This is a genomic window from Bacillus sp. ATD (assembly GCF_050585765.1).
Lineage (GTDB): Bacteria > Bacillota > Bacilli > Bacillales > Bacillaceae > Bacillus > Bacillus stercoris.
The window spans coordinates 42539-66889 of the sequence record NZ_JBOBQH010000001.1 but is presented as its reverse complement, the minus strand read 5'-3'; the positions used below and the strand labels follow the sequence as shown (position 1 = coordinate 66889).

The 24351-nt window shown below is 45.3% G+C and carries 26 protein-coding genes and 1 other annotated feature; of the genes, 12 read left to right on the top strand and 14 right to left on the bottom strand.

The genetic code is table 11. The features are described 5' to 3' along the window. Positions 1-145: 145 nt before the first annotated feature. Genes thiE through cidR form a run of 3 tightly spaced genes read right to left on the bottom strand, consistent with a single transcriptional unit; the run spans position 146 to position 2542 of the window. Positions 146-814, bottom strand: a complete 669-nt coding sequence (thiE, locus tag ACQXR1_RS00335) for a thiamine phosphate synthase (RefSeq protein ID WP_430771534.1) — start codon at positions 812-814, stop codon at positions 146-148. Then, complete coding sequence (gene thiM / locus ACQXR1_RS00330) at positions 811-1629, bottom strand: hydroxyethylthiazole kinase (protein WP_430771532.1); 819 nt, start codon at positions 1627-1629, stop codon at positions 811-813. Before thiM ends, thiE begins: the two co-directional genes overlap by 4 nt. Before the next feature lie 7 nt (positions 1630-1636). After that, positions 1637-2542, bottom strand: a complete 906-nt coding sequence (gene cidR, locus ACQXR1_RS00325; RefSeq protein WP_430771531.1) for a cidABC operon transcriptional activator CidR — start codon at positions 2540-2542, stop codon at positions 1637-1639. 105 nt (positions 2543-2647) lie between these two features. Here cidR and ACQXR1_RS00320 point away from each other — a divergent pair, with 105 nt between their 5' ends. The 4 genes from ACQXR1_RS00320 (at position 2648) to ACQXR1_RS00305 (ending at position 5228) form a co-directional block, all read left to right on the top strand. Further along, on the top strand, positions 2648-3034 hold the full coding sequence (locus ACQXR1_RS00320; protein ID WP_003227375.1) for a CidA/LrgA family holin-like protein: 387 nt from the start codon (positions 2648-2650) through the stop codon (positions 3032-3034). Then, entirely contained in the window at positions 3016-3693 is a 678-nt protein-coding gene (locus ACQXR1_RS00315; RefSeq protein ID WP_014665858.1) for a CidB/LrgB family autolysis modulator, read from the top strand. Before ACQXR1_RS00320 ends, ACQXR1_RS00315 begins: the two co-directional genes overlap by 19 nt. A gap of 101 nt (positions 3694-3794) precedes the next feature. After that, positions 3795-4997: an MFS transporter gene (locus ACQXR1_RS00310; RefSeq protein ID WP_014665866.1), complete on the top strand. Its 1203-nt coding sequence runs from the start codon at positions 3795-3797 to the stop codon at positions 4995-4997. A 33-nt stretch (positions 4998-5030) separates the two neighbouring features. Beyond that, complete coding sequence (locus tag ACQXR1_RS00305; protein ID WP_015385004.1) at positions 5031-5228, top strand: YwbE family protein; 198 nt, start codon at positions 5031-5033, stop codon at positions 5226-5228. Between the two features lie 32 nt (positions 5229-5260). Here ACQXR1_RS00305 and ACQXR1_RS00300 read toward each other — a convergent pair whose 3' ends face one another. Further along, a complete protein-coding gene (locus ACQXR1_RS00300; protein WP_243571652.1) occupies positions 5261-6448 on the bottom strand; it encodes a class I SAM-dependent rRNA methyltransferase in 1188 nt (395 codons plus the stop codon). Between the two features lie 120 nt (positions 6449-6568). Here ACQXR1_RS00300 and glxA point away from each other — a divergent pair, with 120 nt between their 5' ends. Next, positions 6569-6949, top strand: a complete 381-nt coding sequence (gene glxA / locus ACQXR1_RS00295; protein ID WP_014665869.1) for a glyoxalase GlxA — start codon at positions 6569-6571, stop codon at positions 6947-6949. A gap of 38 nt (positions 6950-6987) precedes the next feature. On the opposite strand, the gene ACQXR1_RS00290 is transcribed toward glxA, so the two are convergent. Beyond that, a complete protein-coding gene (locus tag ACQXR1_RS00290) occupies positions 6988-7665 on the bottom strand; it encodes a DUF2711 domain-containing protein (RefSeq protein WP_243571653.1) in 678 nt (225 codons plus the stop codon). A gap of 78 nt (positions 7666-7743) precedes the next feature. Continuing rightward, entirely contained in the window at positions 7744-9078 is a 1335-nt protein-coding gene (gene celB / locus ACQXR1_RS00285) for a PTS cellobiose transporter subunit IIC (RefSeq protein WP_430771529.1), read from the bottom strand. A 227-nt stretch (positions 9079-9305) separates the two neighbouring features. On the opposite strand from celB, the gene epr reads away from it, so the two are divergent. From epr to sacY, 3 genes are all read left to right on the top strand, one after another. Then, positions 9306-11243: a minor protease Epr gene (gene epr / locus ACQXR1_RS00280; RefSeq protein WP_430771528.1), complete on the top strand. Its 1938-nt coding sequence runs from the start codon at positions 9306-9308 to the stop codon at positions 11241-11243. 430 nt (positions 11244-11673) lie between these two features. Then, entirely contained in the window at positions 11674-13053 is a 1380-nt protein-coding gene (gene sacX, locus ACQXR1_RS00275) for a SacY negative regulator SacX (RefSeq protein ID WP_134974934.1), read from the top strand. A gap of 53 nt (positions 13054-13106) precedes the next feature. Further along, on the top strand, positions 13107-13949 hold the full coding sequence (gene sacY / locus ACQXR1_RS00270; protein WP_040081426.1) for a transcription antiterminator SacY: 843 nt from the start codon (positions 13107-13109) through the stop codon (positions 13947-13949). A 52-nt stretch (positions 13950-14001) separates the two neighbouring features. Here the strand turns inward: sacY and ACQXR1_RS00265 are convergent, their stop codons facing one another. Together ACQXR1_RS00265 and ACQXR1_RS00260 are read right to left on the bottom strand one after the other, a co-directional pair. Next, positions 14002-14862 (bottom strand): glycosyltransferase family 8 protein, encoded by an 861-nt coding sequence (locus ACQXR1_RS00265; RefSeq protein ID WP_040081424.1) that lies wholly within the window; start codon positions 14860-14862, stop codon positions 14002-14004. Positions 14863-14971: 109 nt separating this feature from the next. Beyond that, on the bottom strand, positions 14972-15685 hold the full coding sequence (locus ACQXR1_RS00260; protein WP_071582427.1) for a TIGR02206 family membrane protein: 714 nt from the start codon (positions 15683-15685) through the stop codon (positions 14972-14974). A gap of 150 nt (positions 15686-15835) precedes the next feature. Between ACQXR1_RS00260 and ywaE the strand changes: the two genes are divergently transcribed. From ywaE to ywaD, 3 genes are all read left to right on the top strand, one after another. Continuing rightward, the gene (gene ywaE / locus ACQXR1_RS00255; RefSeq protein ID WP_326275078.1) at positions 15836-16351 is read left to right on the top strand and encodes a tyrZ transcriptional regulator YwaE; all 516 of its coding nucleotides are present in this window, start codon (positions 15836-15838) and stop codon (positions 16349-16351) included. After that, positions 16346-16560, top strand: a binding site (T-box leader). It overlaps the preceding gene by 6 nt. Before the next feature lie 40 nt (positions 16561-16600). Then, entirely contained in the window at positions 16601-17848 is a 1248-nt protein-coding gene (gene tyrS / locus ACQXR1_RS00250) for a tyrosine--tRNA ligase (RefSeq protein WP_083252795.1), read from the top strand. Positions 17849-17997: 149 nt separating this feature from the next. After that, the gene (ywaD, locus tag ACQXR1_RS00245) at positions 17998-19365 is read left to right on the top strand and encodes an aminopeptidase YwaD (RefSeq protein WP_069838442.1); all 1368 of its coding nucleotides are present in this window, start codon (positions 17998-18000) and stop codon (positions 19363-19365) included. A 46-nt stretch (positions 19366-19411) separates the two neighbouring features. Here the strand turns inward: ywaD and ACQXR1_RS00240 are convergent, their stop codons facing one another. The 6 genes from ACQXR1_RS00240 to ACQXR1_RS00215 form a co-directional block, all read right to left on the bottom strand. Further along, entirely contained in the window at positions 19412-20272 is an 861-nt protein-coding gene (locus tag ACQXR1_RS00240) for a helix-turn-helix transcriptional regulator (protein WP_371326429.1), read from the bottom strand. 46 nt (positions 20273-20318) lie between these two features. Beyond that, the gene (locus ACQXR1_RS00235) at positions 20319-20702 is read right to left on the bottom strand and encodes a carboxymuconolactone decarboxylase family protein (RefSeq protein WP_014665883.1); all 384 of its coding nucleotides are present in this window, start codon (positions 20700-20702) and stop codon (positions 20319-20321) included. Positions 20703-20708: 6 nt separating this feature from the next. Further along, positions 20709-21902 (bottom strand): MFS transporter, encoded by a 1194-nt coding sequence (locus tag ACQXR1_RS00230; RefSeq protein WP_326275075.1) that lies wholly within the window; start codon positions 21900-21902, stop codon positions 20709-20711. 137 nt (positions 21903-22039) lie between these two features. Next, positions 22040-22672 carry a GTP pyrophosphokinase YwaC gene (gene ywaC / locus ACQXR1_RS00225; protein ID WP_014665885.1) on the bottom strand — a complete coding sequence of 211 codons (633 nt, stop codon included), beginning with the start codon at positions 22670-22672 and terminating at the stop codon, positions 22040-22042. Between the two features lie 140 nt (positions 22673-22812). After that, entirely contained in the window at positions 22813-23748 is a 936-nt protein-coding gene (locus ACQXR1_RS00220) for a 1,4-dihydroxy-2-naphthoate polyprenyltransferase (protein ID WP_430771527.1), read from the bottom strand. A 162-nt stretch (positions 23749-23910) separates the two neighbouring features. Next, positions 23911-24045, bottom strand: coding sequence for a hypothetical protein (locus ACQXR1_RS00215; RefSeq protein WP_052438131.1), 135 nt, complete (start codon positions 24043-24045; stop codon positions 23911-23913). A gap of 149 nt (positions 24046-24194) precedes the next feature. Between ACQXR1_RS00215 and ACQXR1_RS00210 the strand changes: the two genes are divergently transcribed. Then, on the top strand, positions 24195-24344 hold the full coding sequence (locus ACQXR1_RS00210; protein ID WP_003227330.1) for a teichoic acid D-Ala incorporation-associated protein DltX: 150 nt from the start codon (positions 24195-24197) through the stop codon (positions 24342-24344). Positions 24345-24351: the final 7 nt, after the last annotated feature.

Sequence of the window (24351 nt, the reverse complement as noted above, 5' to 3'; positions counted from 1 at the left end):
CTATAACTGAAAATGATTATCATTGTATAACATAATCATAGCCAGTTCCTGTCCTTTGTCAATTAAAATTTGAAGGTCTAAAAACCTTGATGGAAAGCAAAAAAGCTGTCCTTTTACAGAACAGCCTTTTGAAGAAAGATGAACGTTATCTTCCTGTTTTATATGTTTGAATTTCCTCACGAAACTTGCGTGCAGCACTCTCAGGATCCTCCGCCTGACTGATGGCGCTGATCATACTGACACCATCGGCCCCCGCTTGGATAACAGGTGAGGCATTATCTATTGTGATGCCGCCGATGCCGACAATTGGAATGCTGATGCCTTGGCGGCGGACTGCTTCGATAAGAGATACCCCTTGTACCGCTCTCGTATCCTTTTTCGTTTCAGTCGGATAGATCGGCCCGAGTCCGACATAATCTGCTCCGTCTTCTTCGGCTTGCTTCACCTCAGACATCGTATGGGCGGAAACGCCGAGAATCATATCACCTATAGCAGCTCTTACCTCTTTCGCGTTTGCGTCTTCCTGGCCGATGTGGATACCGTCAGCTTTCAGCTTCAGAGCCAATTCCACATCATCATTGACAATGAACGGAACACCAGCTTCGCGGCAGGCTGCCTGCACTTTTTCAGCAAATTCAGCCCGAGCCTCTCCAGTCAGTGCATCCCCGCCCTTTTCACGGAATTGGTACAGGGTGGCACCGCCTTTTAACGCTTTTTGTACAACTGTGACAGGATCAGCTTTCGTATTGTTTGACCCCATAATGAAGTAAACAGATAATAACTCTTTCATCATTTCCCGAGAAATACGAGTCATGAGACAGTCACCCTTTCAATTGTCGTCCATTCTTGGACGTCTTGTTCAGTAACAGACGAAAGCTTGTTCAGCAATTCAATCTGAAAGCTTCCCGGACCTTTGTCAGCTGTTTGCTGTGCGGCAAGCTGAGCTGCGACTCCATACGAGGAAATAGCAGCGATAGCAGCAAACAATGGATTTTCTTCCACAGCGCAAAACGCACCGACGACGGAAGTCAACAGGCAGCCGGCGCCTGTTACTTTTGTCAGCAGCTTGTGGCCATTATGAAGGGTATATACGTTTGATGTGTCGGCAATGACATCGACTTCACCAGTAATCGCAATGACCGTGTTTAGCTTTTGTGCCGCTTGCTGAGCCAGCCGGATGATGTCGCCTCCGCCTTCACCCGCATCAACACCTTTGATCAGCCAATCCGTCACACCGACGGTATGGGCAATTTCCGCCGCATTTCCTCTGATTGCAGCAAGGCGCACCTTACGAATGATGTCACGTGCCGATTCAGTTCGGAACGGTGTTGCTCCGGCACCGACAGGATCAAGAATGACGGGGACGCCATGTTCATTGGCTGATTTTCCCGCGATGATCATCGCTTCGACTGACTCCTTGCTCAGCGTTCCGATATTCAAAACGAGTGCACCCGCAATCTTCGCCATATCGGCAACCTCTTCTTTCGCGTACGCCATAACGGGCGATGCGCCGAGCGCGAGCAGGCCGTTTGCTGTGAAATTCGTTACAACATTGTTGGTTATGCTGTGCACCAGAGGGCTATGCTGGCGGACAGCAGTCAGGCATTTTGCTGCTGATTGTGCATCCATGTTTGCATCATCCTTTACTATCTTTTTTCGGGTCCCATAAATACGATTTCGTATGTTCGAGCCAAGCTCTGGCGGCAAACGGCAAGTAGCGGTCCTTTCTCCAAATAATGGCGAGATGCCAAGGGATGACCGGATCGATAAGCGGAATGACTTTCACTTTTTCCGGGTCAAGTCCGCGGCAAATCCGTTCAGGCAAAAGCCCAATTCCAAGGTTGGCTGATACCATCTCACTAATAAAATCCCATTGCGAGGTTTCATAAATGATATGGGGCCGGAATCCAGCCTTGATACATTCCGTCATAATTCGGTTGTGCAGGACAAAATCCTCCCTGAAGAAAATAAAAGGCTCGTCCTTCAACTCACGCAGCTGACATTCTTTCTCATCAGCCAGCCGGTGGGAAGGGTGAACGACAAGCATTAAGGTTTCTTTTACGATTGTAAACGAATGAAAGATGTCTTCGTTTGCGGGAAGAACTACAACGCCGATATCAAGAGAGCCGTCTCCGACACCTTCTTGGACTTTTATAGAACCGTCTTCGACTAGCTGAAAGGTGATATTCGGATAGTTTTCACGGAAATCGCCGAGCACTCTCGGGAAAAACCCCGAGCCAATCATCGGCGGCAGTCCAATCCGTACGTGCCCTTTCTTGACTTCCATAATATCATTTAATTCTGACGTCAGGTTTTGAAATGATTTAATAATTTCCTGCGCCTGCACATACATGCTATGGCCGGCGTCTGTCAGTTCCACCTGCCTGCCGTTTCGGTAAAACAGTTCAATCCCGAGCTCTTCTTCTAAATTTTTGATCATTTTTGATATCGTCGGCTGAGAAACATAAAGGGATTGGGAAGCCTTCGTAAAACTTTTTAAACGGGCGACTTCCAAGAAATATGTTAAATGGCGGATATCCATGTGCTTCACCCTTTCTATAGACAAAAGGAATACTTCTTATTCTTAATATATATTTTACCTATAGTGAGACCTCATGTACAATATGAATATAAGGGAGGCATCAATATGAAAAAACTGTTGCTAACCGTTATTCAAATCGCTCTGTTATTTATATTTGCTCGGCTGATTAATTGGGTGACAGCCCTTCTTCATATAAATATTCCCGGCAGTATAATAGGGATTGTGATTCTTTTCACATTATTGCACTTTAACATCATCAAGCTGGAATGGATAGAGCTTGGTGCAGCGTGGCTTCTCGGGGAGCTGCTTTTATTTTTTATCCCGTCTGCCGTCGGAGTGATTGAATACGGAGACATTATGTCGAAATTTGGTGTCAGCATTCTGCTTGTTGTCATCATCAGCACGTTTGTCGTGATGGTGTCTACAGGAACGCTTACACAACTTATTGCAAAAAGAAAGGAGAAAAAGCATACGTGTTCATCGGAATTGTAAGTTTGTTTTTAACGGTTTTGGTGTATTTAGGAGCAAAAAAGGTCTATCAACGCTTTCCGCGTGTTTATACGTCGCCGCTATTGCTGACGCCCGCTGTGTTAGTCGGTCTGCTGCTGCTGGTGAATGTTCCGTACGAGTCCTATAATCTCGGCGGCGGTTTGCTGACCGATATGCTTCAGCCGGCCACCGTGGCATTCGCGATCCCGCTATATAAATATTTCCCTGTTTTAAAGAAATACGCAGTGGAAATTATTTTGAATGTGGCTGTCGGTTCATGCATCGCGATTATTTCTACCGCTCTTATTGCGAAATGGCTTCACCTCGGCACCGGCTTAATTGACAGCCTCGTCCCGAGATCAGTGACAACGCCGATCGCGATGAACGTATCTGAAATGATCGGCGGAATGCCTGCCGTCACTGCCGTGTTTGTGATTTTAACCGCTTTGTTCGGCACGGTGATCGGCCCGATGGTCATCCGCTATTTCCGCATTGATAACGAAATCGCCCGGGGCGTGCTGCTCGGCACAAGCGCGCACGGAGCGGGAACGTCAAAAGCATTTGAGCTCAGCTCTGTGTCCGGCACGATTTCAAGCGTGTCGATGATCCTAGCTGCGATTATGACGCTTTGCGCGGCGCCGTTTTTGCTTTCATTTATGTAAAACTGTCCTTTCACGGGCAGTTTTTTTATGTGCTTCCACTTATTGAAAAGCTGGCGAATTCCAATATAATGTATTTGTGGATACCCAAAGGAGGCACCCTGATGCACAACTTGCAGGTGAGACGGCATTATGCCGCGTTAAAAGGATTTTATTTGTTTGCTTTTCTCGGTACGGGCAGCATGATTCCCCTACTCAGTATGTATTTAACGAAGGAACAGCATTTAAGCGGATCACAGGTCGGCTTGATCATGTCACTGGGCCCGATTGTGATGATTTTCTTTCAGCCATTTTGGGGCATGCTGAGCGACTATACACAAAAAACGAAAAGCCTGCTGGCGGTTTGCACATCAATCACAGGCATCATTGGACTAGGCTATATTGCATTTGACAGCTTTCCTCTGTTTATTTTGATTGCGGCCTGTTTTGCAGCCTTTCAAAGCACGATTATTCCACTTTCGGACAGCATTTCACTAAGGTACACACAAGAAACAAACGGCAATTATGGCGGAATCCGCCTGTTTGGTTCTCTCGGCTTCGGCGTCGCGGTGTTTGTGATGGGACAGGTGACGAATCAGCTGTATCCCATTCATGTGATCTTTATCTTTGGTTGTGCCTTTCTATGCATTGCCGCCATATTGGCTTCTCAAATGCCGGGCCAGCAGAAAACGAAAACAAAGGTCAATATCCGCAAAGGATTCCGGGAGCTTATCAGCAACAAAACCTTCCTCATCTTTATGATCATCACTTTTACGACATTTGCTCCAAACTTAGCAAACAATACGTATTTCAGTCTTTTTCTGGACAAAAGCGGCGCGTCACTTTCCGCTATCGGCATTTTATTTTTCATCGGCGTGATTTCAGAAATACCGTTTATGCGATTTGCCCAAACATTTATAGATAAAATGGGGCTGCTCAACGTCATTATGCTGTCAGGCGGGGTTTCATTATTCAGGTGGGCGCTCTATTTCACGGCGCCTTCACTATGGATCATTTATGCGACGGTCTTTCTTCAAGGAGTGGCCATCGGTTTATTTATCCCGGCAGCACTTCAATATGTGAAAAAGATTACTCCAAGACACGTTGAAGCGACGGCGCTGACCATGTACGCCGCCATCGGCAACGGGTTCGGCAACTGGTTCTGCACATTTGCGGGCGGGTATATTTTTGACTACGTATCGATCTTCGCAGTCTACTTGCTTTTTGGCATTCTGAGCATAGCAGGCTTTGGCTTGACATTATATTTAATGAAGGCTGAAAAAAACAAAAATACACTTCATCAGCCGGCTGTTACTTTTAAACCATAATGACTATAATGAATAAAAGAAAGGATGAGCGTTATGAACGGGCAAGAGCGAAACAGCATTTCGAAAGGGTTGCAGGTTGATATTGTATTGAAAGCGGATCAAAAAACAGGAAAACTGACGCGAGGGACAGTGAAGGATATTTTGACGAAATCAAGCTTTCATCCGCACGGCATTAAAGTCCGGCTTGAAGATGGCCGTATCGGCCGCGTCCAGCAGATCATTTCTACATAAAAAAGCTGCCCCCGAACAGGGCAGCTTTTTCGTTATTTTTTCTGCAGAAAGACCACTTTCAGATAGTTGCCTTCCGGAAATGCCGAAATCGTTTTGAAATCCTCCGGCAGTGTAAATTCCTCAATAATCGTGTAGCGTTCATTTGTTTCTTTAAAGGCGGCATCGATAAAGCATTTGAACTTTTTCATGCCAAAGGCGCTGCTGTTTGTAGAGGCAACAATGACACCCTTGTCAGCTGTGATGGCGATCGTTTCCTTCAGCAGGTTTTTATAATCCTTGGCCGCGCTGAAGGTGCGTTTTTTTGTACGCGCAAAGGAAGGCGGGTCGAGAATAATGAGATCAAAGCGCAAATCCTTTTTTGCAGCATATGAAAAATAGTTAAACACGTCCATCACTTTAATGTCGTGCGCTTCGTAATCCAGCTTGTTCACGCTGAATTGCTCGATCGTTTTGGCCAGGCTTCGATTTGCCACGTCCACGCTTGTTGTTTTCTCCGCTCCGCCAAGCGCCGCTGCCACGGAGAATGCACCCGTATAAGAAAACGTATTTAAAACTGTTTTCCCTTTTGCATAGCGGTCTCTGATTGCCTTGCGCACATGTCTTTGATCCAAAAAGATGCCCGTCATGGCGCCCTCATTCAGATCCACCGCGTATTGAATGCCATTCTCCTGGATGATGATCGGGAACTCGCCTCTTTTCCCTTTCACGAAGTCATCGTCTTCAACGTATTGTCCGGCCGTGTCGAATCGTTTTTTCTCGTAAATCGCTTTATAATCAAGATTCATTTCATCCAAAGCGGAAATCAGCATGTCTTTAAAGGTGTAAATGCCCTTGCTGTACCATTGTACCAGCAGATAGCCGTCATAATAGTCTATGGTGACGCCCCCGACACCGTCGCCCTCACCATTGAACAGGCGGAAGGCCGTTGTATCTTGAGTCTCGAATAATGTGGCGCGCGCTTGGGCCGCTTTTGTTAATTTGGTGAGAAAAAAGGCTTGGTCAATCTGTTCATGTTTATTGCGGGTAAGCGTCCAGCCGACCCCTTTGTTTTGCAGGCCATAATAGCCCCGCGCGAGAAACTCGCCGCTCTCAGACACGATATCAACGAGGTCTCCTTCTTTCATGTGCCCCGCACTCCCTGCGAGAGCTTCTTTTTCGATAAGGGGATAGCCTTTTTTGATTTTGGCAGCGTGTGCTTTCTTTAGGGTGAGTAGCTTCATATATGTCGTCCTCTTTCTGTTTGCTTTCTCTTATCGTACCACAAAACGCCAAGATGTCTGCATTGACAGAAAGGAAAGGTTTTTCTACGATAGACAAAAAGAGTTTCGAGGAGGAGCAGCATGCCAAAACGAATTGACCATACAGGCATCATGGTAAGAGATATTAACGCGTCCATCACATTTTATGAAGAGGTACTCGGCATGAAATTGAAGGATCGCATCACACACACGAACGGTGTAATCGAGCTTGCTTTTCTCGGCTTTGAAGACGGCCCGGAAACAGAAATCGAACTGATTCAAGGCTACAGCAGTGAGCTTCCCTCCGAAGGAAAAGTGCACCACATTGCCCTGCTGACGGATGACATCGCGGCTGAATATACAAAAGCGGAAAGAATGAACGCGAAATTTATTGACGAGGAGATCACAACCCTTCCAAACGGATACCGTTATTTCTATATCGAAGGCCCTGACGGTGAGTGGATTGAGTTCTTTCAGCGGTAAAAAATAACGAACGTACATACTATGATGTACGTTCTTTTTTATCTGTACCAACTGATATACGTCGACTCATCGCAAACCATCGCTTCCCAGCCCATACGCTGAACCAGGTCATTGATGTTTTTATCTTTTGCTAAAAAGACATTAATGAATGAGTCATATACGCTCATAAACACAAACTCCATTTTCTCATCAGTCAAAACGAGCTCTGCCGCGGCTTCATCAAGAACCGTTCGCAAGTTCGCCTCAGTTATCTCCAAAAAGCCGCTGTTTTCCACAATCGGTTCTGCGTAATAAAACCGATTAGATCCGTTCATACCTAACACCTTTATCAAACCCGGAATATGAAAATTTGAAATATGATCCTCACTGGGATAATAGAGGTCTCCATTTATGTTTTCATGTAAAAGCTCAGCCAAATCCTCTCTCGCGCACTCGTCCCTTAAGGCGCCTATCGATGTCATTAAAGCCAGCGCCAGCTCAGCATGTGTTTGCAGGCCGCAAGAGGACATAACCTTCTCCCAGGAAACAGCCTTGCCTTTTCTTCTTATTTCATCATCGTTTGGATAAATATGCTCGTAATCATGTTTTCTCCTTGCTTTCTCCCATCCTTCAGGCATTTGGATAAAAGGAGAAAAAATAAGAGCAGCTGATGAGTATTCAACAGGTATTTGTTTTAAGATCGGTGATTCGTCATCGAACCATATATAATCTAACATGCGCACCTCCTTTACATATTCTAACATTTCCCTTCGTTTGAAAGAAGATGATCAGCCCTATGACAGGCTGATCGTCTATCACGTCACATTCTTATCTCCGGATTCAACCGCACTCTCTTCCCGCCATTTTTGATGATCCCATATTCTGAAAAACGGATAGTAGATAGCACAGGTGATCAACAGATTCACCAGCTGCATAACGGCGCCCGAGACCTTGCCGCCTGTCGCCAAATAGCCTGATATGAGCGGCGGCATCGTCCATGGCACGGCGATTCCGGCCGGCTTCGCCACCAATCCGGTGCTCATGCCGATATAAGTTGCGGTAATCGTGAGGAGCGGCGCGATGATGAATGGAACAATGAGAAGCGGGTTCATGACAATCGGCATGCCGAAAATGATTGGCTCGTTGATATTAAAAAGCGCGGGCCCAATCCCTAATCGGCCAAGCTGCTTCATTTGTTTGCTGCGAGACCGGACAAGCATCGTCAAGACAAGCGCCAGCGTCGCTCCGCTTCCGCCGACATTGATCCAAATTTGAAAAAACTGAGTCGTAAAAATACTCGGCAGCGCCTCGCCCGCTTGGAAGGCGAGACGGTTGGCATCCATCGCGCCGTACCAAATCGGCGCCATGATCCCGCCAATGATGGAAGCCCCGTGAATCCCGCACGACCAAAGCAGCATCTGCACAAATTCAGCAATCAGGCTTCCGCCGAGACTGCCGCCAAGGATGGAAAGCGGTGTGCCAAGCAGGTCTCCTACGACATTGTGCAGGCTCTGAAAAGGAGTCATTTCAATCAGAAGGCGCGCCAGCCACACGAGAAACACAATGATAAAGCCCGGGATCAGCGCGACAAACGATTTGCTTACCGCAGGCGGCACACCGTCTGGCATTTTGAAGACGATATTCTTTTGAATAATATATCGATAGATTTCGGTTGAAAACAAAGCGATCAGCATGGCGACAAATAAGCCTTTGCTGCCGAGCAGCGTGATCGGGATTCCGCCCCCTACCATGATGGACTCCGTTGAGCCACCCGGTGTAAACGGCACCTCAAACGGCGTTGCCAATAGAAATGCGGCAATTGAAATCGCTCCGGCCGAAAGGGCATCAACACCATAGCTTTCCGCCAGCCGATAGGCGATCCCGAAAGCGGCGATCATCGCCATAATATCAAACGAAGCATTAACGGGATATCCGAGCTTATCAGCCCATTCCTTCCCAAACACACTCGCCATGAAATCAGCATACCCCGGAATCGGCAGGCTCGTTAAAATCAAGAAGACAGACCCGATAATAATCAGCGGCATGGTCAGGATAATTCCGTCACGCAAAGCGCTGAGATGCCGCTGTCCGGCAATTTTCCCGGCAACAGGCATTATTTTTTCTTCCATTACCCGAGTGAATGCGCTCATCTGAAAAGCCCCCTTTTCTCATTGCTTTGTGAACAACCTCCGCAATGTTTTCTTTATCTTATTTTGAAAACGCTTACAAATTCATTTGGAAAATTTCCTCTTCCTGCGGAAAAAATCTGCATTTTGCTAAACAACCCTGCCCATGAAAATTTTTTTCCTTCTTACTATCAATCTCTCTTTTTTTCTCCGATATATATATCAAACATCATAGAAAAAGGAGATTAATCATGAAAAACATGTCTTGCAAACTTGTTGTATCAGTCACTCTGTTTTTCAGTTTTCTCGCCATAGGCCCTCTCGCTCATGCGCAAAACAGCAGCGAGAAAGAGGTCATTGTGGTTTATAAAAACAAGGCCGGAAAGGAAACCATCCTGGACAGCGATGCTGATGTTGAAAAGCAGTATAAGCATCTTCCCGCAGTAGCAGTCACAGCAGATCAGGAGACAGTAAAAGAATTAAAGCAGGATCCTGATATTTTGTATGTAGAAAACAACGTATCCTTTACCGCAGCAGACAGCTCGGATTTCAAAGTGCTGTCAGACGGCGCTGACACCTCTGACAACTTCGAGCAATGGAACCTTGAGCCCATTCAGGTAAAACAGGCCTGGAAGGCAGGACTGACAGGAAAAAGTGTCAAAATTGCCGTCATTGACAGCGGAATCTCCCCCCACGATGACCTGTCGATTGCCGGCGGGTATTCAGCTGTCAGTTATACCTCTTCTTACAAAGATGATAACGGCCACGGAACACATGTCGCAGGGATTATCGGAGCCAAGCACAATGGCTACGGAATTGACGGCATCGCACCGGAAGCACAAATATACGCGGTTAAAGCGCTTGATCAGAACGGCTCGGGGGATCTTCAAAGCCTTCTCCAAGGAATTGACTGGTCGATCGCAAACAGGATGGACATCGTCAATATGAGCCTTGGCACGACGTCAGACAGCAAAATCCTTCATGACGCCGTGGACAAAGCATATGAACAAGGCGTTCTGCTTGTTGCAGCAAGCGGGAATGACGGAAACGGAAAACCAGTGAATTATCCGGCGGCGTACAGCAGTGTCGTTGCGGTTTCGGCAACAAACGAAAAGAATCAGCTTGCTTCCTTCTCAACAACTGGAGATGAAGTTGAATTTTCAGCGCCGGGAACAAACATCACAAGCACTTACGTAAACCAGTATTATGCGACAGGAAGCGGGACATCCCAAGCGACACCGCACGCCGCTGCCATGTTTGCTTTGTTAAAACAGCGGGACCCTGACGAGACAAACGTCCAGCTTCGTGAGGAAATGCGGAGAAACATCGTTGATCTTGGTACCGCAGGCCGCGATCAGCAATTTGGCTACGGCTTAATCCAGTATAAAGCACAGGCAACAGATTCAGCGTACACGGCAGAAGAGCAAGCGGTGAAAAAAGCGGAACAATCAAAAGCACAAACCGATATCGACAAAGCGCGGGAACTCGTTAGCCAGCTGCCGGACTCCGACGCCAAAACTGCCCTGCAAAAAAGACTGGATAAAGTACAGTCATACAGAAATGTAAAAGATGCGAAAGACAAAGTCGCAAAGGCAGAAAAGTACAAAACACAGCAAACCGTTGATACAGCCCAACCTGCCATTAACAAGCTGCCGAACGGAACAGACAAAAAGAACCTGCAAAAACGGTTAGACCAAGTTAAACGCTACATCGCATCAAAGCAGGCGAAAGACAAAGTTGCGAAAGCGGAGAAAAGCAAAAAGAAAACAGATGTGGATAGCGCACAATCAGCAGTTGGCAAGCTGCCGGCAGGTTCAGAAAAAACGTCCCTGCAGAAACGCCTTGCCAAAGTGAAAAGCACCAATTTGAAAACAGCGCAGCAATCCGTCTCCTTCGCTGAAAAGACATCAACTGATGCAAATGCGGCAAAAGCACAATCAGCCGTCAATCAGCTTCAATCAGGCAAGGACAAAACAGCATTGCAAAAACGGTTAGACAAAGTGAAGAAAAAAGTGGCGGCAGCTGAAGCAAAAAAAGTCGAAACGGCAAAAGCTAAAGTAAAGAAAGCGGAGAAAGACAAAACAAAGAAATCGAAGACATCCGCTCAGTCTGCAGTGAACCAATTAAAAGCATCCAATGAAAAAACAAAGCTGCAAAAACGGCTGAACGCCGTCAAAGCGAAAAAGTAACCAAAACCCTTTAAGACTTGCATACCAGGTCTTAAAGGGTTTTTATCTTCATAGAACACCGCACACAACCTTTTTCCCATCCATCGCACAGGCTTTTCATACTATTGCTATACAGCCATGAACAGCATAAAATGAACGTTATTACAGTTATCACCACATATGGCGGGATTGTGACTGGGCAGGCAGGCAAGACCCAATGATGCAAAGGGAGTATTAGTGCCTAAAAAAGCAGGGCATTTTAACTCTTCTTTTCGTGTTGGTCTCCTAACGGCGCCTTGGACAACAATTCCTATACTAATGCTCCGTCACCGACGCGGGCATTTTTGCCATTTTCAACCGATATTTCTCACTTTTTTCATTTTGATTGTCAACTTTTCATTTGATACGATGAACAAGCCGACTTTTCTTCAGCAAAGGAGGTTTTGATTGCTTGCATAATGAGATTGCAAAAGACTTACTGCTGCTAGCAGGAGGAAAAAACAACATTATCAGCATCAGCCATTGTACGACCCGTCTTCGTTTTGATGTAAAGGACGAGACGAAAATTGATATACGTGCCATTGAGAACCTGCAAGGTGTGCAGGGCACCTTTTTCCGATACGGACTATTCCAGATTATTTTCGGAGCAGGCGTCGTCAACAAAATATATAAAGAAGTCGTTCAAGTGTGGGAGGCCGCGCCTTCTGAAGAGCCTGTTCACCAGAAAAAAGCCAGCCGGAAGCTGAACCCTGCCGCAGCTTTTGCGAAAACACTGTCTGATATTTTTGTGCCGATTATTCCGGCAATAACAGCAAGCGGCCTGCTCATGGGGCTGATTGGCATGATTAAGGTGTTTCACTGGTTCGCTGCCGGCAGCCCATGGATTAAAATGCTCGACCTCGTGTCCAGCACGGCCTTTATTTTGCTGCCGATTTTAGTCGGCTTCAGTGCCGCACGGCAATTTGGCAGCAACCCATATCTAGGGGCAGTGATCGCGGGGCTTTTGACGCACCCTGATCTGCTGGACCCGTCTATGCTCGGCAGCAAAACCCCGTCTTCTTTAGATATATGGGGGCTTCACATCCCGATGATGGGCTATCAGGGTTCCATCATACCGATTCTTCTCTCCGTTTTTGTCATGAGCAAAATTGAGAAGCTATTAAAATCGATTGTGCCGAAGTCACTTGATGTCGTGATCATTCCCTTTATTACGGTCATGGTGACAGGGTGCCTCGCGCTGATTGTGATGAATCCCGCCGCTTCTATCGTCGGCCAAATCATGACACAATCGATAGTCTATATTTATGATCACGCCGGCATTGCCGCCGGAGCCCTTTTCGGCGGCATCTACTCTACTATCGTCCTATCTGGCTTGCATCATAGCTTTTATGCGATTGAAGCAACGCTGCTTGCGAATCCGCATGTCGGTGTCAACTTTTTAGTGCCGATATGGTCGATGGCGAATGTGGCCCAGGGCGGAGCGGGGCTTGCGGTATTCCTCAAAACGAAACAATCAAGCCTGAAAAAAATTGCTCTCCCCGCTTCTCTGACCGCGTTTTTAGGCATTGTTGAACCGATTGTATTCGGGGTGAATCTCAAACTGATCCGTCCCTTTATCGGTGCAGCCATCGGCGGTGCTATTGGCGGAGCGTACGTAGTTGCGGTACAAGTTGTGGCAAATTCCTACGGGCTGACAGGCATTCCGATGATTTCAATTGTGCTGCCGTTTGGCGCCGCGAATTTTGTTCATTATATGATCGGTTTTTTGATCGCCGCCGTCTCTGCTTTTATAGCTACATTGTTTCTCGGGTTTAAAGAAGAGACAGAATAACTGGATTTATTCGTTTTCATTCATAAAACGGGGGATGAAAGGACAAAAAAGCTATGAAAATTAAAAGAATCTTAAATCATAATGCTATCGTCGTAAAGGATCAAAATGAAGAGAAGATTCTCTTGGGTGCAGGAATTGGGTTCGACAAAAAGAAGAATGATATTGTCGATCCGTCAAAAATAGAAAAAACCTTTATCAGAAAAGATACAGCTGACTATAAGCAGTTCGAAGAGATTTTAGAAACATTGCCTGAAGACCATATTCAGATTTCTGAGCAAATTATCTCTCATGCCGAAAAAGAGCTGAACATCAAAATCAATGAGCGCATTCATGTCGCTTTTTCAGACCATCTTTCCTTTGCGATTGAACGCCTGAGCAATGGGATGGTCATTAAAAATCCGCTGCTGAATGAAATCAAGGTCCTTTATCCGAAGGAGTTCCAGATCGGCTTATGGGCCAGAGCACTGATTAAAGATAAACTGGGGATTCACATTCCAGATGATGAAATCGGCAATATTGCCATGCATATCCACACAGCAAGAAACAATGCCGGCGATATGACCCAAACGCTAGATATTACAACAATGATCCGTGATATTATCGAGATTATCGAAATTCAGCTGTCTATCAATATCGTGGAAGATACCATCTCTTATGAACGGCTCGTGACCCATCTCCGCTTTGCCATTCAGCATATCAAAGCGGGCGAATCCATTTATGAGCTGGACGCAGAAATGATCGACATCATTAAAGAGAGGTTTAAGGATGCTTTCCTGTGCGCCCTTAGCATCGGCACCTTTGTGAAAAAGGAATACGGCTTTGAGTTTCCTGAAAAAGAATTGTGCTACATCGCCATGCATATTCAGCGGTTCTACCAACGGTCAGTCGCACGCTGAAGCAAACAAAAAAACGCTTTTGATCATCTCAAAAGCGTTTTTTATATCTATATTATTGGTTGATCGCCGGGTTCCCAATCGTATTCCACTTCGTATACGACATGTAATGGAAATACTCATCGCGATACGGATGTTTTGTATTGGAGTTCCAAGGCTTTTCTCCGCCGCAGAAGTGCACGATTGCCGGGTTTTCTCTCGTTTCATTATATTGCTTCCGCCCTAACAGAGTCGGTGGGGTTTTCAGCTTTAACATGATATAGGTTTGAGCGTTCCAGCGCGGATGAAGTTCATACCACTGATCATACAAGATCGCATTCAGTGCATCTTGGTCGTGCAGCACAAGAAAATCTTCGTCTGGGTGTTCATTGATAAAGTTGATGACTTTTTCTGTGATGTTTTGCTTTCTCCAAGACTCACAATCAATAATCATGATACCTGAGTTAAAATACTTCCCTGTATCAGTGATGTCCATTTCCTTCAGGCGTTCATGCTGCCCCGCATCCTCAACAGCGGCAACGGTGTATGGCGCAATGTCCAAGTCCCATAACTTTGAAATATCCTCTAGGACAAGCGCATCGCAATCGATGTAAATCATTCGTTTGATGCTTTCATCCTTAATTAAGTCGGGAATCGAAATGCGGTAATACGCTGCTTTTGTAATATGGCTGCTCTCTACAGCATGTTCATACATGTTGGTATCTACTTCTAAAAACTCAATCGGCACGCCGAATTTCAAAGTAGTTTCTTCCAGTCTTTTTTTGTTATCAGGCTGAATTCCGCCATCAATGACGTATAATTTAACCTCTCTCTCCTGATCCATATTGGTCAATAAAGAAACGAACATCCCACCCAAATGACGAGCATAATTATCATCTGCGCATGATACGATATGCATGATTTCATCTTTCCTCAATGGTATTCATCTCCCTTTTTGTTGTACAAGTTACATACCCTTTTTCAAAAAAATAAACACGTTCTCCGACATTTTTTAAAACAGAATGTGTGATACAACAAAAAAGGTGTCATTTTTTGAAGATGCGATAAAGCCAATAAAGAATGAAAAAGCTGGCGATCGTGATGGCTTCAGCCGAGACGATATACCACGGCCATGGCCCGAGAACATCCAAGAGAGAGGACCCACCCGGTTTTTTCGTCAAATACATATAATTCGCCCCTAGCCAGCGATCAATCAGGTAAATGCAGACGCCGTACACATTAACAAGGAGGACAGTCACCCATAACGAGCGCTGGCCCATTCTGTATGTGCCAATCACCGCCATCAGCAGACAGGATAAAAACACGGACCCGTGCGAAATAAAAAAGAGGATATATCGGATATGCGGAAAAGAATACATGCCGAGGTCGGGAGTGGCAAGAGCCTGAATTGAACTGCCAATGCCGGCAAAAAACAAAAATACAAACAGCTTTCTGCTTTTTGTCACTAGCATAATGGCTGACAAATACACCGACAGGTCACTAAGCTGGAGAGGCAATGAAGTGCGCACTGACCACCTGCCCGTGGCGATCATCCATATTTGATAGCCGATTTGCGAACCAAGCAAAAGAAACACAAACAAAAAACGCAAAAACCGGCTGGCCTTAGACCGTTTAATCCCATCTTGAAACAGAAACAACAGAACGGCCAAAAGAGCGATAATCGCTAGCGTTACCACATGCTCTGTCGAAAACAGATGAAATGGATCATGCTTATAGACGGATTGAACATACTTTTGCAAAACTGCACCCCCGTTTGCGGGTTTTTGTTTATTTTGGCGTTGTTTGGGCTTTTTTTATTCAACCGATATATGGGCTTGAAGTTCACATCAGACTCTGTTACAATTCGTTTCATAGCTAATGATTCTGATAATTTAAGGCAGGCCTAAAAAATGGAACGTTCACATCAACATCAGCAGCTTCGGAAAGAAGAACACGATACACTTTCTAAGCTCAAACAAATGCCCGTCGAGTCACTCAACCTGGAAGCCATTTCGATCGCTACGAATCTGTATCGGTCTGCGCAAAGGCTCCGTGTCAAAATGGAGACTGAGGTTCTTTCTTCCTATAACCTTTCTTGGACCGCTTTCTCCATTCTTTATGATCTATGGGTATGGGGAGCGCTCGAGACAAGAAAAATCGCTGAGCTGTCAGGGATATCTACAGCTACAGCAAGCAACGTGATCAAAACGCTTGAAAAAAAGAGTTTTTGCCGTAAAAGCATCGACACAAGAGATCGGCGACTCGTGTTTGTCTCCATCACCGATTCCGGCAAACAAGCGATCGAAGAACTCTACCCGGAGTTTCACAGAGGGGAAACAGAGCTCATTGCGGGAATGACAAAGGACGAACAAAAAACATTGACAGGGCTGCTTAGAAAGGTAGCTGACAATCTTCATACACCATAAGCTTTGACGGGAATCCAGTAGGGTTTGTCTCCCTGTTCCAGAGAGCCGGCGGAAGGTGCGAGCCGGCGCACAGGCAAACGTGAATTACCTCCCCGAGCTTTCTTTGTGAACCTTAAAAGTAGCAAAGAACGGGAAACCGTTATTCGAATGAGCGGAAGACGATGTCTTCAACCAGGGTGGTACCGCGTGCATTGAGCCACGTCCCTTATCGGGATGGGCTCTTTTTTGTGTTTTAAAAAAGGAGGAAAAGTGATGAAAACATTTGAACAGCTCACAGCAGCACAGCAAAAAGAAGTCGAAAGACAGCTTCAGCTATACATGACAGGCGCCCACGAAGTCATACCGCCGGAGGAATTAAAGGCAAAGCTCGTGAAATCGATTTCGACAGGCACACCGCTCAAAATTAAACTTGGATTAGATCCGTCTGCACCAGATGTACATTTGGGCCATACGGTTGTGTTAAACAAGCTGCGTCAATTTCAAGAAAACGGCCACATTGTCCAGCTGTTAATTGGGGATTTCACAGGGAAAATCGGTGATCCGACCGGAAAATCAGCAGCAAGAAAGCAGCTGACTGATGAAGAAGTTCAACACAACGCCAAAACATATTTTCAGCAATTCGGAAAAGTGCTGGATCCTGAAAAAGTCGAGCTTCACTACAACTCGAAATGGCTGAAAACATTGAATCTGGAGGATGTCATTGAATTGGCAGGCAAAATAACCGTAGCCCGCCTGATGGAGCGTGACGACTTTGAAGAACGCATCGCCATGCAAAAACCGATCTCGCTTCATGAATTCTTTTACCCATTGATGCAGGGATACGATTCCGTCGTTCTCGAAAGCGATATTGAACTTGGCGGAACAGACCAGCATTTCAATGTCCTCATGGGACGGCATTTCCAAGAACGATACAACAAAGAAAAACAAGTCGTCATCCTGATGCCGCTCTTGGAAGGCTTGGATGGCGTGGAGAAAATGTCGAAGTCGAAACACAACTACATCGGCATTGACGAACATCCAAACGACATGTACGGGAAAACGATGTCACTGCCCGACAGCCTGATGAAAAAATACATCCACCTGGCGACAGACTTAGAGCTTGAAGAGAAAAAACAGCTGGTAAAAGACTTAGAAACCGGCGCCGTTCATCCGCGTGATGCTAAAATGCTTTTAGCTAAAACAATCGTCCGAATGTATCACGGCGAGAAAGCCGCAGAAGCTGCCGAACACTCGTTTAAAACAGTCTTTCAGGAAAACAGCCTGCCAGAGGATATACCGGCCGTAAACTGGAAAGGCGAGAAAACGATAGCGATGATTGATCTGCTCGTCAAGCTGGAACTCCTCTCTTCGAAGAGCGAGGCGCGCCGCATGATTCAAAACGGCGGTGTACGCATCGACGGAGAGAAAATAACAGATGTTCACGCCAAAGCAGAGATAAGAGAGAATATGATCATCCAAGTCGGCAAACGCAAGTTTTTAAAGCTCAAAAAAGTCTGATATCCCGAAACGCTTATGATCCTTCATTCATAAGCGTTTTTTGCAGGTATAAAGCACTGTCTTTTCAAAAACACTCTTCATCTTGCAGGAAACTCCTTTAGCATCCCGAAATATTCCCCAACCATATATTTAGGGGAGGTTTATTTTTGATGAAAAAGCTTTTGACTGTCATGACGATGGCTGTTTTAACTGCCGGCACACTGCTCTTGCCGGCACAGAGTGTTACTCCTGCGGCGCACGCTGTACAACTATCAGATAGCGAGCGCGAGCTTCCATTCAAAGCAAAGCGTGCGTACTCTACCATTTCTCAGCTAAGTGAAGCAATCGGCCCCAGAATAGCCGGAACTGCAGCTGAAAAAAAGAGTGCCCTATTGATCGCCTCATCAATGAGAAAATTAAAGCTTGATGTAAAGGTTCAACGATTCGACATTCCTGACCGCCTTGAGGGAACGCTGTCTTCAGAAGGACGCGATATTCTTCTCCAAGCGGCGTCCGGCTCGGCTCCGACTGAGGAACAAGGACTAACGGCTCCGCTTTACAATGCAGGCTTGGGCTATCAAAAGGACTTTACCGCTGACGTCAAGGGCAAAATCGCCTTAATTTCCAGAGGAGACCTGACTTATTACGAGAAAGCCAAAAATGCCGAAGCCGCTGGAGCGAAAGCTGTCATCATTTATAACAACAAAGAAAGCCTCGTGCCTATGACGCCAAACCTGTCGGGAAATAAATCCGGCATTCCGGTCGTCGGCATTAAGAAAGAAGACGGCGAAGCACTTACCCAGCAAAAAGAAGCCACTTTAAAACTAAAAGCATTCACAAACCAAACCTCCCAGAACATCATCGGAATCAAAAAACCAAAGAATATCAAACATCCAGACATTGTATACGTGACGGCCCATTACGACAGTGTTCCTTTTTCGCCCGGAGCAAATGACAACGGCTCAGGAACCTCTGTTATGCTGGAGATGGCGCGTGTCTTAAAAAGCGTTCCATCTGATAAAGAAATCCGCTTTATCGCTTTCGGCGCTGAAGAGCTCGGTTTGCTCGGTTCCTCTCACTATGTAGATCATCTATCCGAAAAAGAGCTGAAACGAAGCGAAGTGAACTTCAACTTAGATATGGTAGGCACAAGCTGGGAAAAAGCGTCTGAGCTGTATGTCAACACATTGGACGGCCAATCAAACGCTGTTTGGGAATCCAGCCATACGGCCGCTGAAAAAATAGGGTTTGACAGCCTGTCTCTGACACAGGGAGGATCATCTGATCATGTGCCATTCCATGAAGCCGGCATTGATTCCGCCAACTTTATTTGGGGAGACCCGGAAACAGAAGAAGTTGAGCCATGGTATCATACCCCCGAAGACTCGATCGAACATATCAGCAAGGACCGCCTCCAGCAAGCAGGCGATCTTGTGACAGCCGCTGTCTATGAGGCTGTGAAAAAAGAGAAGAAACCGAAAACCATTAAGAAACAAATGAAGGCCAAAGCATCTGACATTTATGAAGATATCAAATAAAAAAAGACGGCACTTGGGTGCCGTCTTTTTTATAATGATCAGCTGTTTAGCCGTCTATAAGTAAAGCTTTCAGTTTATCAACTGTATTTTCTTTTTCTAACGGCCGATAAATGGTCAGTTTCAAATCAGGAGAGTCATATATTTGTAATGTCATATGCTCCATCACCATTGTTCCGGCTGCCGGGTGATGAAGTACTTTTTCTCCTGCGTGTGTGCCTAATACTTCATGGTGGTTCCACCATTTTTTAAATTCCGGGCTTCTTTCAGTTAACTCATCGATCAGCTCTTTTATCCATGCTTCCCCAAGAAACCGGCTGGCTGTCGATCGAAACTGTGCGATCAGTTTTTTGGCGTGGCTTTCCCAGTCGTCAAGCAGATTCCGATACTCCTTCGAGGTGAAACATCGCCATATGGCGTTTCTTTCCTTTCTGCTCATTTGGCCAAAATTGCCGAACACAGCACAAGCTGCTGTGTTCCAAGCAATAACGTCCCACTTTTCGTCAGTCACATAAACAGGGCAATTGGTTAAATGATCAATAAAGTGCCGCACAGCCAGAGGAAGGCTTTTATTTTCTTCATCCTGATCGTCTAAAGGAACATGATGGCCCGCCAACAGAAAGACATGGCGTTTTTCCTCGTAATTCAATTTGAGCACTCTCGATATGCTTTCCAGTACCTGTGTAGATACCCGAATATCCCTTCCCTGCTCAAGCCATGTGTACCATGTGACACCTATACCGGACAGCTGGGCTAATTCCTCTCTCCTCAAGCCTGTCGTTTTCCTTCTGGTGCCCATAGGCAATCCAAACTCTTGCGGAGAAATCTGTGCCCTTTTAAGTTTTAAAAACTCCCCTAGCTCTTTCCGTTTTTCTGCCATACTGTCCACATACACACTCTCCTTCCGCATAGAATTTCCTATTAGTATTCTACATAAAAAGGAGAAGGTTTTTATATTATTTGTTTCGTTCTGCAAATACTTCCGCGGCCACAGGAAGAATGGTATTCAGCGCATTCGGGAAACCTGAATAAATAATCATCTGCATCATCACTTCTATGAGTTCTTCTTGTGTCCATCCGACATTCAGGGCTCCGTTAATATAGAATTTTAGCTGCTGGGTATTGCCCAATGCAGTCAATCCAGCAACGGTTGCTAATAATCTGGATTTCAGATCAAGACCTGGTCTTGAAAAAATCTGACCGTAGTTAAACTCCACGGCAAGCACACCAAGGTCCGGAGCGATGGAATGTTTAAAATTGTCCACGATCGCTTCATAGTTCTCCTCATCAATTTGTTTCAGAATATCTAACCCTTTTTTAAAACGTTCACTTGTTTGCACCAGCTTCTATCTCCCTTCCAATATCGCTTTTTTAGTAGTACGATTTATGGTAATCCTTGAACTGAAGGCAATACCGACCATGATCATCCCCATAATACAAACGCCGTTCCAATGAAACAGCATCCAGACTGCACCCCCTGCATACGATCCCAAGGCGCCGCCTAAAAACGTGCTGACCATAAAGATGCCATTCAATCTGCTTCTCATTTCAGCCGACAATTGGAAAATCTCCGCCTGACACGCCACCTGATTCGCCTGAATGCCCATAGTGATGAATAAAGCGCCCAATACAATCACAATCAATGAAGCCTGGCCTGCCATTAATAAAACAAATGACAATAAGGTAAAAGACATACAAAGCTTGTTGGAAAAAGCAGCTCCTTTTTGATCAATAATCCGGCCGATCAGCGGAGTCGCAAAAGCCCCGCCAATTCCCACCAAACCGATTGTTCCGGCAGTCTGGCTGCCAAACGAGAATGGAGGTTCACTCACCATAAACACTAACGCCGTCCAAAATAAACTGAAGGCGCCGAACATGAAGCCTTGGTTTACACATGCTTTTCTTAACACTTTCTCTTTGATCAAAAGGGGAAATAATGAAGAAATGAGTTTTCCGTAATGAAATGCATGTGTCCCTTTGCTTTTCGGAAAGCAGAAGTGAATGATCAACATAATGATGACGGCTGCTGCACAGGCAATCCAATACATCACGCGCCAGCCATAATGGGCATCTATCGCTCCGCTGACCACTCTCGCCCCTAAAATTCCGCAAACCAAGCCGATGGCTACGTTTCCGAGTACTTTTCCTCTGTTCCTGTCATTTGCTAAACCTGCCGCAAACGGCACAAGGATTTGAGGAATAATCGTAAAGAATCCCAATAATAAATTTGTGATGACTAGCCATGGAAAGCTTACAGCTAACGCTGAAGCGGCCGAACAAACCCCCACTAAAAATAGCAGGCTCACAATGAAGCGGCGGCGTTCAAAAAGATCTCCCAATGGAACAAGCAGCAGGTTCCCAGCCGCATAGCCAATCTGCGCCAATGTAGCAATCATTCCCGCTTGTGCCGGCGTCACATGAAACGTGCCTGCCATGCTGACAAGCAATGTTTGATTGATATAGACATTAGCTACAGTAAACCCGCAAGTCACCGCTATAAGAAAAATCAAACCTCTCGATAATGAAATGGAATGGCTCATGTTTACCTCCTTCTTCATGCATGATAAAGCAGGTTCAATCATGGAAACAGAAGTGAGTTTATACTGGTATAAAAAGTACTAGCAAAGCAAAAAAGCGAAACCCTGTCAGGCTTCGCTTTTGTAAAACATTTTGTTTATCAATCCACTTCTTTCTTAATCCCCAGCATTTTCTCATCTAGGTAATGGGCGATTTCCGCGGCTTCCTTCAGCTCATCTGTTAATTGCTTAGGAACGTCATTGTTCAATTTATAGTAAATTTTATGTTCAAGGCTTGCCCAGAAGTCCATCGCGATCGTCCGGATTTGAATTTCTGCTTTGACGTATTCCACACGGTTCGTTAAATTCACAGGCATCTCAATGATTAAATGCAGGCTTCGGTAGCCATTCGGTTTGGGTGTCTGGATATAATCCTTTACCTTTACGATTCTCAAATCTTCATGCTGCTTCAACACATTTACGACATTATAAATGTCAGAAATAAAGGAACAGATGATGCGCACGCCGGCAATGTCGTGAATATGCTCCTTCATTTCCCTCGTCGTAATTTCGCAGCCCTTTCTCATCAACTTATTCACGATGCTTTCAAAGCTTTTGACACGGGATTTTGTATGTTCAATCGGGTTATGTCCGTGAATGAGGTTATATTCCTGGCTGATTATTGAGAACTTTGTATCAAGTGCATCTAGCGCAAATTTATAAACTAATAATTCATTTTTCCAATCTTCCATTACTGTTTTTAAATCGTCCATATGTGTTACAGATAAATCCATTTTCGTCATCTCCTTTAACGGAACTTTATCCGCTGTCCATGTACTAGACGTCCCTGTCAGCTGCAAGGTTCTATGAATTTTTTTACAAAATGCGGTCGATTGTAACAAAAAAGACCGCACGAAACGAGCGGTCTTTTTTATTATCGGAAATAGCTGATCAATAAACCGATTGAGAGCAGGAATCCGAAAAATGTATTTGTTTGGGCTGTTGATTTCATTGCGACAATCATATTCATCGGCATTTCTTTCTGGACGAAGCCCTTCACTGCCTGAACCGGCTTAGGCACGCTCAAAAAGACGACAAACAGCCAAGGGCTTGCGGCACCGGTAAGAACCAAGCCGACAACCCAAATATAAGCGACGGCAAACGACGCAGCTAACAGAGTAACAGCTCCCTTATGCCCCATCAAAATCGCCAATGTTTTGCGGCCGCCTTTTTTGTCCTCTTCAATATCGCGAATGTTGTTTGACAGGTTAATCGCACCGACAAGAATCGCAATCGGGATCGAGATCAAAATGCTTTGCGTGTTGATCATATCTGTCTGAATAAAAAACGAAATCAGCACAAACACCGAACCCATGCAAATGCCTGAGAATAATTCACCGAACGGCGTGTACGCGATCGGCAGCGGCCCGCCTGTATACAGGTAGCCGATCGCCATGCCGACAAGGCCGATCAAAGCGAGCCACCAGCTGCTGCTCGCGCAAATATAGACACCGAGCAAAATGGCAATCCCGTATGATGCGAGGGCTAATTGCAAAATCGTTTTAGGCTTCATTCCGTGGCGTACAATTGCCCCTCCGATTCCGACTGATTCTGCTGTATCTAACCCGCGTTTAAAATCATAGTATTCATTAAATAAGTTCGTCGCGATCTGGATCCATAGGCAGGAAAATAGCATAGCCAAAAACAGCAGCAGATCAACCTTTACATAAAACATCGCTAAAACGGTTCCGAGCAGCACAGGCACAAACGATGCGGTTAACGTATGAGGACGGGTTAACTGCCAAAGGATCTGCCCCATGCTTTCTTTTTGCGGCGCTGTCTGACCCTCACCCTTATTTGTTTGGTTCATCTTCCTCTTCCTTTCTATTAAAAGGCTTACTTTTTTTTCAGCCGTCAGCTTAATAAAAAACTCCTTTTGCTTCCTTATCTATCATAATGACTTCTCCCTTATTTCACAAGATACCGCAAGAAGGCGTTTTCTTTCTTATTATACGCTTCCGCCCCGATTTCATTAGGTTTCTGCTTCCACTTGATCGAACAGGTACAGAAAAATTTTTTTAAGTACATTACGCTTTTTAAAAGTTAAAAAGATCTTTTGACTCCATGTATCTTTTCCTTTATTATGAATCAGCTCGAAACATTCCATTCTTGCCCCTGCAGGTATAAAGATTCATTTTTAAAAACAGACGCCGATATATTAATTTGAGGGAGTTTAGGGAAAAAATGAAACTTTTTGAGCATCTGATCGTCAAATAATCATGTGATTGTCGAAAAAACGGGAAGGGAATTTTTGATATGCTGCAATTAATGAAACAGCTGTATGAAAAACCCGCTGTCAAGTGGACATGTCATACAGGCTTTTATTTGATGATACTGCTTGTTTTGTTTTTTATGTATGGTTTTCACACCGCGAATACCGGTTCATATATTTATAACGATTTCTAATTGGAGA

Excerpts from the sequence above, each read along its gene's own strand:
- ACQXR1_RS00230 (WP_326275075.1), bottom strand. The coding sequence starts at position 21,902 with ATGAGCCATTCCATTTCATTATCGAGAGGTTTGATTTTTCTTATAGCG.
- ACQXR1_RS00290 (WP_243571653.1), bottom strand. The coding sequence starts at position 7,665 with ATGTTAGATTATATATGGTTCGATGACGAATCACCGATCTTAAAACAA.
- epr (WP_430771528.1), top strand. The coding sequence starts at position 9,306 with ATGAAAAACATGTCTTGCAAACTTGTTGTATCAGTCACTCTGTTTTTC.
- ACQXR1_RS00320 (WP_003227375.1), top strand. The coding sequence starts at position 2,648 with ATGAAAAAACTGTTGCTAACCGTTATTCAAATCGCTCTGTTATTTATA.
- ywaC (WP_014665885.1), bottom strand. The coding sequence starts at position 22,672 with ATGGATTTATCTGTAACACATATGGACGATTTAAAAACAGTAATGGAA.
- ACQXR1_RS00220 (WP_430771527.1), bottom strand. The coding sequence starts at position 23,748 with ATGAACCAAACAAATAAGGGTGAGGGTCAGACAGCGCCGCAAAAAGAA.
- ywaE (WP_326275078.1), top strand. The coding sequence starts at position 15,836 with ATGGAACGTTCACATCAACATCAGCAGCTTCGGAAAGAAGAACACGAT.
- ACQXR1_RS00310 (WP_014665866.1), top strand. The coding sequence starts at position 3,795 with ATGCACAACTTGCAGGTGAGACGGCATTATGCCGCGTTAAAAGGATTT.
- thiE (WP_430771534.1), bottom strand. The coding sequence starts at position 814 with ATGACTCGTATTTCTCGGGAAATGATGAAAGAGTTATTATCTGTTTAC.
- ACQXR1_RS00305 (WP_015385004.1), top strand. The coding sequence starts at position 5,031 with ATGAACGGGCAAGAGCGAAACAGCATTTCGAAAGGGTTGCAGGTTGAT.
- ACQXR1_RS00215 (WP_052438131.1), bottom strand. The coding sequence starts at position 24,045 with ATGGAATGTTTCGAGCTGATTCATAATAAAGGAAAAGATACATGGAGT.
- ACQXR1_RS00300 (WP_243571652.1), bottom strand. The coding sequence starts at position 6,448 with ATGAAGCTACTCACCCTAAAGAAAGCACACGCTGCCAAAATCAAAAAA.
- glxA (WP_014665869.1), top strand. The coding sequence starts at position 6,569 with ATGCCAAAACGAATTGACCATACAGGCATCATGGTAAGAGATATTAAC.
- celB (WP_430771529.1), bottom strand. The coding sequence starts at position 9,078 with ATGAGCGCATTCACTCGGGTAATGGAAGAAAAAATAATGCCTGTTGCC.
- thiM (WP_430771532.1), bottom strand. The coding sequence starts at position 1,629 with ATGGATGCACAATCAGCAGCAAAATGCCTGACTGCTGTCCGCCAGCAT.
- sacY (WP_040081426.1), top strand. The coding sequence starts at position 13,107 with ATGAAAATTAAAAGAATCTTAAATCATAATGCTATCGTCGTAAAGGAT.
- ACQXR1_RS00240 (WP_371326429.1), bottom strand. The coding sequence starts at position 20,272 with ATGCGGAAGGAGAGTGTGTATGTGGACAGTATGGCAGAAAAACGGAAA.
- ywaD (WP_069838442.1), top strand. The coding sequence starts at position 17,998 with ATGAAAAAGCTTTTGACTGTCATGACGATGGCTGTTTTAACTGCCGGC.
- cidR (WP_430771531.1), bottom strand. The coding sequence starts at position 2,542 with ATGGATATCCGCCATTTAACATATTTCTTGGAAGTCGCCCGTTTAAAA.
- ACQXR1_RS00210 (WP_003227330.1), top strand. The coding sequence starts at position 24,195 with ATGCTGCAATTAATGAAACAGCTGTATGAAAAACCCGCTGTCAAGTGG.